Annotated in this window: 9 protein-coding genes; 3 read left to right on the top strand and 6 right to left on the bottom strand. The window is 70.9% G+C overall.

Going from position 1 to position 13,073, the window contains the following annotated elements:
- Nucleotides 1-1,018: 1,018 nt before the first annotated feature.
- The gene (locus ABT369_RS35685; protein ID WP_350618807.1) at nucleotides 1,019-4,195 is read right to left on the bottom strand and encodes an efflux RND transporter permease subunit; all 3,177 of its coding nucleotides are present in this window, start codon (nucleotides 4,193-4,195) and stop codon (nucleotides 1,019-1,021) included.
- A 98-nt stretch (nucleotides 4,196-4,293) separates the two neighbouring features.
- Here ABT369_RS35685 and ABT369_RS35680 point away from each other — a divergent pair, with 98 nt between their 5' ends.
- Nucleotides 4,294-4,797, top strand: a complete 504-nt coding sequence (locus tag ABT369_RS35680; protein ID WP_350618805.1) for a MarR family winged helix-turn-helix transcriptional regulator — start codon at nucleotides 4,294-4,296, stop codon at nucleotides 4,795-4,797.
- Nucleotides 4,798-4,808: 11 nt separating this feature from the next.
- Nucleotides 4,809-6,056 (top strand): cellulase family glycosylhydrolase, encoded by a 1,248-nt coding sequence (locus tag ABT369_RS35675; protein ID WP_350618803.1) that lies wholly within the window; start codon nucleotides 4,809-4,811, stop codon nucleotides 6,054-6,056.
- Here the strand turns inward: ABT369_RS35675 and ABT369_RS35670 are convergent.
- The 3 genes from ABT369_RS35670 to ABT369_RS35660 form a co-directional block, all read right to left on the bottom strand.
- On the bottom strand, nucleotides 6,032-7,030 hold the full coding sequence (locus ABT369_RS35670) for a WxL protein peptidoglycan domain-containing protein (protein ID WP_350618801.1): 999 nt from the start codon (nucleotides 7,028-7,030) through the stop codon (nucleotides 6,032-6,034). The two genes, ABT369_RS35675 and ABT369_RS35670, sit on opposite strands and share 25 nt — an antisense overlap.
- A gap of 52 nt (nucleotides 7,031-7,082) precedes the next feature.
- Complete coding sequence (locus ABT369_RS35665) at nucleotides 7,083-9,035, bottom strand: fibronectin type III domain-containing protein (protein WP_350618799.1); 1,953 nt, start codon at nucleotides 9,033-9,035, stop codon at nucleotides 7,083-7,085.
- Between the two features lie 95 nt (nucleotides 9,036-9,130).
- Entirely contained in the window at nucleotides 9,131-10,240 is a 1,110-nt protein-coding gene (locus tag ABT369_RS35660) for a HupE/UreJ family protein (protein WP_350618797.1), read from the bottom strand.
- A gap of 115 nt (nucleotides 10,241-10,355) precedes the next feature.
- Between ABT369_RS35660 and ABT369_RS35655 the strand changes: the two genes are divergently transcribed.
- Nucleotides 10,356-11,006, top strand: a complete 651-nt coding sequence (locus ABT369_RS35655) for a hypothetical protein (protein WP_350618795.1) — start codon at nucleotides 10,356-10,358, stop codon at nucleotides 11,004-11,006.
- Between the two features lie 201 nt (nucleotides 11,007-11,207).
- On the opposite strand, the gene ABT369_RS35650 is transcribed toward ABT369_RS35655, so the two are convergent.
- A complete protein-coding gene (locus ABT369_RS35650; protein ID WP_350618793.1) occupies nucleotides 11,208-12,542 on the bottom strand; it encodes a TIGR04013 family B12-binding domain/radical SAM domain-containing protein in 1,335 nt (444 codons plus the stop codon).
- Between the two features lie 81 nt (nucleotides 12,543-12,623).
- Nucleotides 12,624-13,013, bottom strand: a complete 390-nt coding sequence (locus ABT369_RS35645; protein WP_350618791.1) for a hypothetical protein — start codon at nucleotides 13,011-13,013, stop codon at nucleotides 12,624-12,626.
- Nucleotides 13,014-13,073: the final 60 nt, after the last annotated feature.

Genomic DNA, 13,073 nt, shown 5'->3' with positions numbered 1-13,073 from the left:
GCCTCGGCGTGCGCTACGACGAAACCGTCCATACCACCCACCGCACCCAAGCCCACAAACAGGCCGCATGAGGTTGACAGAGGATGTCTCACAGCTCGACCCCTGCCGCGCGAGCCCCAGCAGCCGCCCGCACCGACCGGCCACCGCCACGCGAATCGGCACCGCCCCGCCGCACGGTCGCGTGGTGCGACGCGACCCGAACGGCCCCGCTGCGCAGGCCCACGACAGCCGCCTCGGCCGCGACCACCGGCCGGGCCTCACCCACCGCGAGCCGGCGCGAGCTGGCAACGGGGCCACGGCGGCACCTGCCCCCGCCGGCAACCGCCCACACCCCGGCACACGGCCCGGCGTGGGCACTTCCTGAGGCCACGAGCCTGTCCGCCCACGAACGCGACCCGCCCGGCGACGCCGAGCCAGCCGCACTCAACGGCCCTCGACAAAGACCACGAACGCGACCGACCGCAGCGAAGGCCGGCTGCGGAGCGCGTCGGCAGGCCGAGCACGCGAAGCCAGGCAACCACACACCGACCGGCCCCGCCACACGAATACGGCACAACGCCCGCCGCCCCGTCAGCGCCGCGACACGACCACAAACAGCGCCCACTGCGCAGGCCCTTGCCGGCCGCGCTCGCCCACCGCGAGCCGACACCCCGACGCACGAGCCCGCCCGCCCTCGACCGCGCCGCCAACCGGGCCGCGCCTCCGAGGCCCCGATGCGGACCCCGAACACGAACGCCCCGCGACGAAGGCCAGCCCCGGCAATCGAGGCGCGGCCGAGGTCCAAGCCCAGGGTCGGGCGTGGTCACGCGCGCGAGCGAGCGTTTGCGGCCAGAAAGAGGTCGTCAGCTACAGGTGCGAGCGAGTCCGCCAAGCAGAGCCCGAACACGCGGCCCCGGGGCCGTTCCGCTTCATCCCCACGGTACCCCACCCATCCAAGTTGATCTGGGTTTGCGTCACCGTGGCACTACACAGCGGAAGGCCGGCCCCCGCGGGAGCCGGCCTTCCGGTGCGACATGTGTTAGAGCGACGTCGGAGCGGGCTCCAACGGGTCCACGCGGTGGCGGCCGTCCGAGTCGCCGCCGTCCGGCTCCGGTGCCGTCAAAGGCGACGCGTGCTTGCCCTCGCGGCGCAGGCGGCGCTTCTCCTTCGTCGACTCGACCATCGTGTAGAGGGTCGGGACCAGGACCAGGGTCAGCAGGGTCGAGCTCACCAGGCCGCCGATGACCACGATGGCCAGGGGCTGCGAGATGAAGCCGCCCTCGCCCGTCAGGCCGATCGCCATCGGCAGCAGGGCGCAGATCGTGGCGACCGCGGTCATGAGGATCGGGCGCAGGCGGCGCCTTCCGCCCTCGACGACCGCCTCGCGGACGTGCATGCCGGATTCCTGGTACTGGTTGATCAGGTCCATGAGCACGATCGCGTTGGTCACCACGATGCCGATGAGCATGAGCACGCCGATCATGGCGGGCAGGCCCAGGGGCGTGTTCGTGGCCAGGAGCAGGATGATGGCGCCCGTTGCGGCGAACGGGATGGACACCAGCAGGATCAGCGGCTGGGCCACGCTGCGGAACGTCGCCACCATGATGATGAAGACGATCGCGATCGCCGCCAGCATGGCCAGGCCCAGCTGGCCGAAGGCCTCGGCCTGGTCCTGGCTCGCGCCGCCCAGGGTGACCGTCACGCCGGCGGGCAGGCTCAGCGCGTTGAGCTTCTCCTGCAGCTTGGTCGAGACGGCGCCGAGGTTGTCGGTGTCGGCGCGGCCGCTGACCGTGGCGCTGCGGTTGCCGTCGATGCGCGTGATGGCGACCGGGCCGGTGTCCTGGGCGACGTCGGCGATCTGGTCGAGACGCACGAACGGCGGGGTGCCGGGCACCGGGATGGTCAGCGCCTTGAGCTGGTCCAGCGAGGCCGGGGCCGGGCCGGAGCGCAGCACCAGGTCGCGCTGGGAGCCGTCGATGGTCATCTGGGTGAGGTTCTGGCCGCGGTACGCCGCCGCCACGATGCCGCCGACGGCCGCGTCGTTCAGGCCGTACTTCGCGGCGACGTCCCGCTTGACCTTCACGTCGATGCGGGGGTTGCTCGCGGCGAGGTTGTTCTCGATGTCCGCGATGCCGGAGACCTCCTTCATCGCCGCCTGGACCTGCTCGGCGCCCTTGGCGAGCGCGTCGGGGTTGTTGGCCTTGACGATGACCTGGAGCTGGTCGCCGGAGCCGCCGCCGCTGCCGCCGGAGGTGATCTTCACGGTGCCGAGGCCGTCACCGGCCGCGGCGACCTCGCTGCGCAGCTCGTTGACGACCTTCTCGACGTCGGTGCCGTCCTTCGCGGTGACCGAGAAGTTGGCCGTGTTGCCCGACTGGGCGCCCGCGAAGCCGAAGCCCGCCGAGGCGCCGATCGTGGCCTGGTACGCCTCGATGTCGGAGCGCTTCCCGAGCATGTCCTCGATCTTCTTGGCCGCCGCGTCGGTGGTGGCCAGGCTGGAGCCGACCGGCAGCTCCTGCGAGATGGAGAACTCGGTCTGCCCGGACTGGTCGATGAAGTTGGTCTTCAGCGCGGTGGCCAGGCCCATCGTCAGGATGAACACGACGATGCTGAGCCCGACGGTGATCCAGCGGGTGGCCCGGCTGCGGGTCACCCACGAGATGACCGGCACGTAGGCGCGCTGCAGCGGGCTGCGGCGCTCCTTCTCGTGGGCCTTGGCCTCGATCGCCTCGCGCTCCTCGGTGCCGAGGGTCTTGGGCTGGCGCAGGAACCAGTACGCGAGCACCGGCACCACGGTCAGGGCCACGAACAGCGAGGCGAGCAGGGCGACGGCGATGGTGACGGCGAAGGGCCGGAACAGCTCGCCGGCCAGGCCGCCGACGAGGCCGATCGGCAGGAACACGGCGACGGTGGTCAGGGTCGAGGCGACGACCGCGCCGGTGACCTCCTTGACGCCGGTGAGGATGGCGTGGACCTTGGCCTCGCCGTACTCCAGATGTCGTTTGATGTTCTCGAGCACCACGATCGAGTCGTCGACGACGCGGCCGACGGCGATGGTGAGCGCGCCGAGGGTGAGCAGGTTGAGCGAGTAGTCGCCGACCCACAGCCCGATGAGCGCGACGACGACCGACAGCGGGATCGACACCGCGGTGACGAGCGTCGAGCGCAGCGACACCAGGAACACCAGGATCACCAGGACGGCGAAGAGCAGGCCGAGCGCGCCCTCGGTGGACAGGCTCTTGATGGAGGACTCGACGAACGGCGCCTGGTCGAAGACCGACGTGATCCTCGTGTCGCCGCCGAGCTGCTTCTCGAGGTCGGCGAGCTTGTCGCGGACCGCGTGGGAGATCTTCACGGCGTTGCCGTCGGGCGCGGCGGTGACGGAGATGCCGAGGCTCGGCTTGCCGTCGGTGCGCGTGATCGAGGTGGCCTCGACGGTCTTGAGCTCGACCGTGGCCACGTCGCCGAGCTTCGCGGTGGGCGTGACGTTGAGGTTCTTGAGCTCGTCCAGCGTGGTCAGGGTGCCGCCGACCTGCACCGCGAGGGACTTGTCGCCCTCGGTCAGGGTGCCGGCGGGGAAGGACACGCCGTTGGACTTGAGCGCGGCGGTCAGCGACTGCGCGTTGACGCCGGCCGGGAACGCCTTCTCGGGGTTGAGGGTGATGAGCACGTTCTGCGTCTCGGCGCCGGTCACCTCGACCTGGCGCACACCCTCGATGCCCTGCAGTTCCGGCACGACGACCTGGTTGAGCTGCTGCGCGAAGGCGATCTGGTCACCCGAGCGGGACGCGGCCAGCACCACGGCCGGCAGGTCGTCGGTCGAGCCGGCGATCACCTGCGGGTCGACGTCCGACGGCAACTGCGTCCGGATACGCGAGATGGCCGTGTTCATCTTGTTGGTGATGTCGTCGACCGAGGAGCCGAAGTCGAACGAGACCTGCACCGTCGCGATGCCTTCGCGGCTGGTGGAGGTGATGTCCGTCAGTCCGGGCACGCCCTGCAGCGCGCCCTCGATCGGCTTGGTCACCTGCTCCTCGACGATGTCCGGCGACACGCCCGGGTAGGACGCGACCACGAAGGCGGCCGGGAAGTCGATCGAGGGGATGAGCTGTTGCTTGAGTTTCGGAATGGCAATGGCGCCGAAGCCCAGGACGACGATCGCGATGATCGCGACCAGCCCCCGGTTCGCCAAACTGAGCCGGGCGAGGAACGACATGTCTGGAGTCTTCTTCCGGTTGGCTTAGACAGACGTTAGTTCGTGTGATGCTAACGGTTCGCCTCGCGCAAAGTTTATCCAGGGGGTACAACATTCCTGTGAACAGTCACAGGGAAGCGCTCCTACTTCGCGTCGCCGCCGCCGACGAACGGATGCGCGCCCTGCTCGCATACGACCGAACCAATCCGCTGCTCTCAGTTAACCTCACGATGCAGCAGCTCAAGGTGCTAATGCTCCTGTCGCGGCACGACGGGATCGCCTCGGCCGAGCTCACCCGCCGCCTCGGTGTGAGCCTGGCCACGCTGTCGGGGATCGTGGACCGGCTCGTGACCCAGGGGTACGTCACGCGCACGGAGGATCAGCACGATCGCCGCATCCGCCGCATCCACCTCTCCCCCACCGGGCGCGAGATCCTGCGCGAGCTCACCGACGGCGGGACGAAGGCGCAGCAGCGGCTGCTGGACCGCCTCGACGACGAGACCCTCGGCATGCTCGCCTCGGTGCTGGAGCGGGTCGTCGAGGTGGCCGTGGCCGACGCCATCGAGCAGGGCGCCGGGCCGGATCACCCCGGCCGCGAGATAGACCGCGCGGCCGCCGGGTAGCCGCACCCCCCATGAGGCGCGCGCTGGTCCTGCTCCTGATCATTGCCAGCATCTCGATCCACGACACGCCGGCAGCCGCGGCGACCCCGGGCGGCATCCACATCCGCGACGGGCGCCTGGTCGAGGCGAACGGGAGCGACCTGGTGCTGCGCGGGGTGAACCACGACTTCATCTGGTACCCGGACAAGAACGGCTCGTTCGCGCAGATCAAGGCCGCCGGGGCCAACGCGGTGCGGGTGCCGCTCGGGATCGGTCGTCAGTTCCGCCGTACGAAACCGCAGGAGGTGCGCACCATCGTCAACCTGTGCCGGCAGGAGCGGCTGGTCTGCATCCTCGACGCGCACGACACGGCCGGCTTCGGCCAGGACAAGAAGGCGGCCCCGATGTCCGACGCGGTCGCGTTCTGGCTGTCGCTGCGGGCCGAGCTCGCCGGGCAGGAGGACCACATCATCGTCAACATCGCCAACGAGCCGTTCGGCGTCGGCGGCGACTGGCCCTGGGTGCAGCAGACCTCGGACGCGATCCGGACGCTGCGCGCGGCCGGGTTCACCCACACGCTCATGGTCGACGCGCCCGGCTGGGGCCAGGACGAGGTGGGCGTCATGCGCGACAACGCCGAGAAGGTCAAGGCGGCCGACCCGACCGGCAACACGCTGTTCGACATCCACATGTACGGCGAGTTCGACAACGCCGCGAAGGTCAACACGTACCTGGGCTCGTTCACCCGGCGCCGGCTGCCGGTCATCATCGGCGAGTTCTCCGGCGAGCACGAGTGGGGCGACCCGGACGAGGACGCGATCATGGCCTACGCCGAGGGGCACTCGGTCGGGTACCTCGGCTGGTCGTGGAGCGGCAACGACAAGCCCTACAGCTATCTGGACCTGGTGCACGACTTCGACCCGGCCAGCCGCACGCCCTGGGGCAAGCGGTTCCTCACGGGCCCGAACGGCATCTCGACGGACACTCGCGAAGCCACGATCTACCGCAACGGTACGGCGGGAGCCTCGCTCAAGGTCACGGACGTGACCTCGAGCAGCGTGCGCCTGAGCTGGCCGCGCCGGGCCGCCGGCACGACCTACCTCGTGATGGCCGTTCGCGGGTCGAGCGAGTCGCGGATGGCGGCGACCTCGCGGCCGGAGATCACGCTGCGCGGGCTGAAGGGCTCGACGGAGTACACCTTCGCCGTCTACGCCCGGGGACTGCTCGGCAACCGCTCGCCCCGCTCGGCGCCCGTCTACGCGGTGACGCCGCCGGCCTGAAGCGCCTGCTCGACGGCGTCGCGGACGCGGGCGTCCTGGCGGGCCTTGTTGCGCCGCAGGAGGTACCGAATCAGGAACAACAGGCCGATCAGCACGGCGAGACCGGCCAGCCACAGCCAGGGAACCGCCCACCCGCGCGCCTCGGCGCTCACCACGGGCAGCGACGTCGTCGAGCCCGAGGCGTCGGTCAGGCGCGGGGTCAGCGACGCGGTCGCGGTCAGCCAGCCGGCCCGCGGCACCCCGTGGACGGGGACCGTCACCTGCCAGGTCTCGCCCGGCAGCAGCTGCGGCGGGGCCTTGACCGCCCCGGCATCGGCGCGCAGCAGCCCGAACGGGCCGGCCACCGAGACCTTCTGCTCCGCGGAGAGGATCGCGTTGCCGGTGTTGTGGATGGTGTACGTCACCGTCGCGTCACCGCCGTCGAAGTCCACGCGCAGCCGGTCGATCGCGAGGGCCGGGTGCAGCGCGCCGCCGACGCGCAGCTTGACGGCGATGCCGAGGCGCCGCTCCACGTTGATGCCCTGGGCCGAGTCGGGCCGGGTGAGCGCGGTGACGATGCCGCCCGCATAGTCGCCGGGGGTGGCGTTGGCCGGCACGTCGAGCGTGAACGGGATCTCGGCGGTCTGGCCCGGCTCGATCGCGACCGCCGCGTTCGTGGCGTGCAGCCAGGCGCCGATGCCGGCCGACGGCTTGTCCTTCGTCAGCAGGTCGAGCTGCCCGGTGCCGGTGGTGAAGCCGTCGCCGGCGTAGACGGCCAGGTTCACCGGCGCCTTGCCCCGGTTCGCGACGACCATCGCGTCCTTGACCTGGCCGCCGGGGTTGACGGCGTAGCTGTAGCTGGAGCGGTCGGCGCCGTACGTGTTCGAGGCCGTCCGCACCGTCCAGGCGACGTCGCCCTCCTCCGCGTGCGCGGGTGCGGCGATGCCGACGGCGGCGAGCACCGCGGCGGCGATGACGGTCTTGGTGAATCGCATGGCGTACCTCGTTCGGGATGGGTGGGGCGGGCCGGAGCCCGCCCCGTGGTGTTCAGCTGCTCAGCGCGGTGATCGTGAGCGTGGCCCGGTAGTCGCCCTTCTCGGCGCTGCCCGGGATCTTCAGGTCGAGGCCGGCCCCCAGCTGGGCGGTGCCCTTCGGGTGGCCCTGCTCGGCGTAGCCCAGCTGCCGGGAGACCGACAGGCCCTGGCCCTGGTCGTCGTACGACGACACGACCGGCGAGCCCGCCTTCGCCCCCGCGCCGGGCGCGAGGATGCTCGGCGTCCAGCCCAGGTACGAGCCGGAGAACGTCTTGCCGGCGTCCTTGAAGTCGCTGACGCTGGCCGACACCGTCCACGGCGCCTGGGTGCGGCGCGTGTCGGTGACGACGATCGGGTTGAGCTTGCCGGTCGCGGCGAAGTACTCGCCGTCGTGCTCCTGCGCGGTGCCGAGGCTGACCAGGCCGTTGTAGCCGTCGATGGTCCAGCCGAACTCGCCCGGCGCCGCGGTGGGCACGTTGACCTGCAGCTGCTGGCCGTCGCCGTGGTACGGGTGGATCGTGACCTTGTCGACGACCGAGCCCACCGGCTGGGCGGCCGGCGTGTTGTTGCACCAGGAGACCTTGCCGAGCTCGACCGCCGCGTTCGGGGCGGCACAGGTGCCGCTGCGGAGGTTCTGCACGACGAGCTGGCCGCTGCGCACCTCGACCTTCACGTAGGAGCGCACGTGCTCCTGGTTCTGGACCGAGTTGTACCAGTAGTTGTTCGGGTTCAGCGGGTCGGCGCCGTTGCCCGCGCCGCTGGTGCCGCTGTTGTCGGGGGTCGTGATGTCGTAGTACTTCGACCCCGACGCCGAGTTGGCGGTGACGTACAGGACACCGCCCGGGCCCGGGTACACGTCGGCGGCGCCGGGCTGCTCGGCCGGGTTCGCCTTGGCGCCGTTCTTGATCTCGTAGCTGCGGGAGTAGGAGTGGTCGTGCCCCTGCAGCACCAGGTCGACGCCCAGGTTGGAGAAGGCGGTCGGGAAGTCGACCCGGCGCGTCTTGTTGTCCCCGTCCTTGGCGTGGTCGGCCGGCGAGTAGATCGCGTGGTGGTAGACGAGCACCTTCCACTTGGCCTCGGCGCCGTGCTGGTTGATCACGTCGGTGACGTAGGCGATGTGCGCCGCGTCCCCGCCGCCGCCCTGGGTGGTGGCGTAGGAGTTGCTGTTCAGGTCGATGAACAGCACGTCCTTGTAGATGTACCAGTAGTCGCCGCCGGACGTGTTCGACGCCGGGTTGCCGTTGGCGTAGAGCGGGGCCGAACGGTCCGTGTTCGGGGTGAACAGGTGCTGCTCGTAGGCCTTGCCGCCGACGTCGTGGTTGCCGATCGTCGCCGCCCACGGGTACTGCCGCAGCTTGTCCGAGGACAGGAACGCGTCCCACTGCGACTCGGTGTTGGCCGTCTCGACCTGGTCGCCGCCGGAGACCAGCAGCTCCGCGTTCGGGTTGGCCGCGAGCGACACGTCGAGCGTGTCACGCCAGCCGGCCGCGTCGCGGGCCGTGTCGCCGGACGAGCCGATCTGCGGGTCGCCGTAGAACAGGAAGTCGTAGTCGCCCTCGAAGTCCTGCGTCTTGAAGGAGTACACCGGCGACCAGTTGCCCTCGGTGCCGACCCGGTAGGAGTACTGGGTGTTCTCCTGCAGGCCGGTCAGGGTGGCGTGGCGGTTGAAGCCGCCGCTCGTGGCGATGTTCGCCCCGCCGATGGCCGCGAAGGTGGCGGCCGAGGCCGGGAACGCGCCGCCGGTGAGCGACGCGGTCGGGGCGAGCTGGACCTGCTGCGCGGTGTCGGCCGAGGAGTACCAGGTCACGATGCGCTGGGACTCGTTGGCGCCGACACCGAGGATGATGCCCGTGAGCGCGGCCGGGTCCGCGGCGGCGGCGGGGGATCCGCTGCCGCCGAGGGCCACGGCCAGGCCCAGGAGCGCCGCCGTGGCCGCTGCGGCCACGCGGGAGGTGCGATGGTTCATCGGATATTTTTCCTTTTCCGATGGGGGTAGGGGAAAAGCTTGATCACGCTTTCGCCGGCTCATGAATCGCGCGTGAACTCCAGCGGGACGCCCATTCACAGCCGCTGGAAGAACCACACCAGCCCCATGAGCGCGACGCCCGTTGCGACGGCACCCGTCACCCATCGCCCGGTTTCGGGGGCTTTGCGGCGCAGCAGGAGCAGCAGCGGGAAGGTGAGCCCGATCAGGCCGAGCTGCACGGCCTCGATGCCGACGTTGAACACCAGCAGCGACCACAGCAGCGTCCACGAGAACGGCTCGTCGATGCCCAGCGCGCCGGCGAATCCCAGCCCGTGGATGAGCCCGAAACAGAACACGACGGCGAGCCGGGCGTTGCCGGTCGCCTCCTTGTTCAGGGCGCTCATCGCCGCGACGACGGCGATGGACAGGGCGATGACCGGCTCCACGACGCCGGCCGGGACCGCGACCAGGCCGAGCGCGGCCAGCATGAACGTGACCGAGTGCGCGAGGGTGAAGCTGGTCGCGGCCAGGACGATGTCGCGCAGGCGGCGGGAGCCGGCGATGAGGGCGACCAGGAACAGGATGTGGTCGATGCCGGTGAGCAGGTGTTCGGCGCCGAGGCGGAAGAACTCCCAGAAGCGTTGGTACCACCGCTGGCCCGTGTCGAACGTGGGGTGCCCGCTGTCGAGGGCGGCGCTGCCGTGCCGGCCGTCGAGGGCGTACGTGACGATGGTCTTGACGTCCTTGACGTAGCCCTCGCCGTCCGGGAACAGCCGGGCCTCGACCAGGTGGCCGCCGGCCTGCGGGCACGTCCAGTCGATGCGCGTCGTCGCGTAGGGCACGCCCTCCCGCTCCCCCATGGTGAAGGTGCCGCTCGGGGCCGCCGTGCAGCCCCGGATCGTGAAGCGCTCGGTCACGTAGTGGCCGGCCCGCTCCGCGTGGGCGTTCAGGGCCGCGGCCATGGCCGTGGTGTCGCCGGCCTCGAACGCCGCGGTGCCCTCGCGGAACAGGGCGTCGTCGCGCTCGGCGTCGGCCGCGGACACGACGAGGAGGTCGTACTCGAGCTGCAGGTCGGTGTGGATCCGGCCGGCTTCGGCGGTGACGTCGGCGTAGACCGTGGAGGAGAACCCGTGCGCACCGGCCGGGCTCGGCCAGAGGACGGCGAACAGCACGGCGGCGAGACCCAGGAGCGCGATGCGTGACACGCGGCGTCACGTTGCAGGGCGCAGGTGAACACTGATCTCCAGTTCGGCGAACCGATCAAGAACGTCTTCTCCGACCGGTTGAATAGGCTCAGGGCATCTGCTGGTATTCCGTCTCGTGCGTCGCCTCCTGGCCTGCGGTCTCGCGGCCCTCCTGCTGGCCGGCTGCGGTTCCCGGACCGACGGCTGGGCGCAGCCGCGGCCCATGCCGGCGCCGATCGGCACGCTGGGCACCGGCTTCGTCGACCCGTCCGCGCCACCGACCCCGGAGGGCACCATCACGCCGGCGCCCGGCTCGTGGGACGGCGTGCGCCCGGCGCGCGGCTACCGGGTGGTGCTGCTGACCAAGGGCACCGACGCCCCGACGACGGCCCTGGTCACCGCGGTGCGATCGTGGGCCGACGCGGCCCGCGTGGACCTGCGCACGGTGACCGCGGGCGCCGACCCGATCGCCGACATCACGCGGGCGATCGGCATGCACCCGGACCTGATCGTGAGCGCCGGGAACGAGCTCGTCGACCCGCTCGCGGTCGTGACCGCGAGCCATCTGGCGCAGCCGTTCCTCGTCGTGGGGGCCGAGCTCGCCGAGCCGACGCACAACGTGACCGCCGTCGACTGGGCCGGGGCGTCGTTCCGCGGGGAGGGGCTGGGGGCGTCCTCGGCGTACGACGCCGCCTCCTTCACGCCCGAGCGCTGCGACGCCGCCATCCGCGCGGGCGCCGCGGCCGTGCTCACCGGCCTGACCGGCATCGTGGTCTGGCTGAGCTGACGTCCGCGGCGGTCACCCGGCCGGCTCCTACGCGACGCCGTTCGGAGATCTACGGGACGGTCACCTTCGAGGTTGACAGCCGCGGTGAAGCTCGACGACGTCAAGGCCGCGGTCGCCTGACCCGCCGCGACGCTAGCGGGTGGCGGACACTGATCCGCCACCCGCTCCCGTGTGTCCACCGACCTTGCGGAGAGCCTGTTCTCAGCAGTCCTGCGATCCGTCGGCAGTCGATCGCAGCGGCAACAGCGTCCGGCTTCGACCAGGGCGGGGGTACGCCTCGGCGGCGGTGGCGAGTCTCACCGCATGGTCCCGTTGTCGTTGCCAGTGGCCGTACAGGGCGCCCTGCTGGGAGAGCCGGTCGACGGCACGGATCGTTTCGGGATCGACGTCGCCCGGCGGCGCGTCGCGCCATGGAGTACCGGGCAGCGGCATGAAGGTATGGGCGTGAATCCGGGCGCCGAGATCGGCCAGCTCGCGGGCGAGGCTGAGCGAGGCATCGACGTCCGACTGGTCCTCGCCGGGCATCCCGAAGATCATGTCGACATTGATGCGGAAACCCTCCTCGATGCCGAGCCGGGCCGCGCGCATGACCTCCTCGACGCCGTGTCCCCGCTTCGCCGCGTCGAGCACGCGGTCGGATCCGGACTGCGCGCCCACGATGATGTTGTTGTTCGCGCAGTACTTCTTCACGAGCTTCAGGGCCTCGCGGCTCACGTGTTCGGGGCGGATCTCGCTCGGGAACGAGCCGAAGAAGACCCGCCCGTTCGGGCCTATGCCCTCCTTGCACGAAGCCAGCAGTTCCTCGACGGCGTCCAGGTTCGGCGACTCGTCCTGGCTGCCGTACGACAGGGCCGTGGGCGTGATGAAGCGGACGTCGCGCAGGCCGCGCTCGCGCATCTGGTCGACGTGCCAGCGGACGTTGTCCACGCTGCGGTGGCGGAAGCGGGCCGAGAACATGAACGGGGTCTGGCAGAACCGGCACGAGAACGCACATCCCCGCGTGATCTCGAGGGCGTTGAACCGCTGCCAGCGCAGTGAGAAGCCGCGGAACGTGTCGAGCGGCAGGCGCTGCGGCCGGCCGGTCTTGACGACCTTGCCGGCGGCGTCGCGGTATGCCAGGCCGGTGACGCCCGTCGGGTCGCCGCCGGCGTCGACGAGCTTGGTCAGCGTCGTCTCGCCCTCGCCGATGGCGGCGACATCCCAGCCGGCGTCGAGCGTCTGCACCGGCTCGGCGGTGGCGTGCACGCCGCCGGCGACGTGCAGGGCGCCCGGGGCCGCCGCCTTGATGGTGGTCAGCTCGGCCGCCAGCGCCTCGGCGTCCGGCGAGTAGAACGACCACAGCACCAGCACCCGTCTGGCGCGCCGCAACCCCGACGAGATCGCCGCGATCGTGGCGTCCGGCGACTCGGCGAAGACCACCTCGTACCTCGTGGTGGTCTCGTGCTCTTCGAGGGCGCCGAGCAGCACGTGGAAGCCGTACGTGACGGCCTTGCGGTACCGCAGCACCAAGACGAGGTCGAGGTCGGGAGAGCTCACCACCACATCCTGCCAGGACCGGCAAGCCGGGCTACCGCTCGGCCGCGGCCGCACGTTGCTGCCGCTGCGCCCTTCGGAGGACTAGAGGCGCTCGACGGCCGCGGCGAGGGCGGGCGCGTCGAAGCCGCCGGTCGGGAGGGTGGCGACCAGGCGGTACCGCTCCTCCCCCTTCGCGTCGAACAGCAGCGTGCCGCTGTGCTGGACGATGAGCGTCCGGTCGATCCCGGCCGCGCGGTGGGCCGCGACCCCGTCCGACGACACGACGTTCAGGCCGCCCGCGACCCGCCGAATCCGCTCCGCCTGCGCCGCACCGCCGGGCACGACGACGGCGGCCGCGACCCCGCGCCCGGCGAGCCCGAGCCCCGCGAGCGCCTTGACGTGCCGGACGCAGATCGCACAACTGGCGGCCCGCATGTAGTACACGACCAGTCCTTTGGCATCCCCGCGCAGCTCCGCGACGTCGACTCCCATGACCCGCTCCCCTCCTAGGTAACTGAGTTACCAAAATTAGATACGTAACTCAGCTACCCT

The organism is Dactylosporangium sp. NPDC000244, from assembly GCF_040300725.1.
GTDB lineage: Bacteria > Actinomycetota > Actinomycetes > Mycobacteriales > Micromonosporaceae > Dactylosporangium.
The sequence above is the reverse complement of the archived record's forward strand: the minus strand, read 5'-3'. Positions and strand labels throughout refer to the sequence as shown.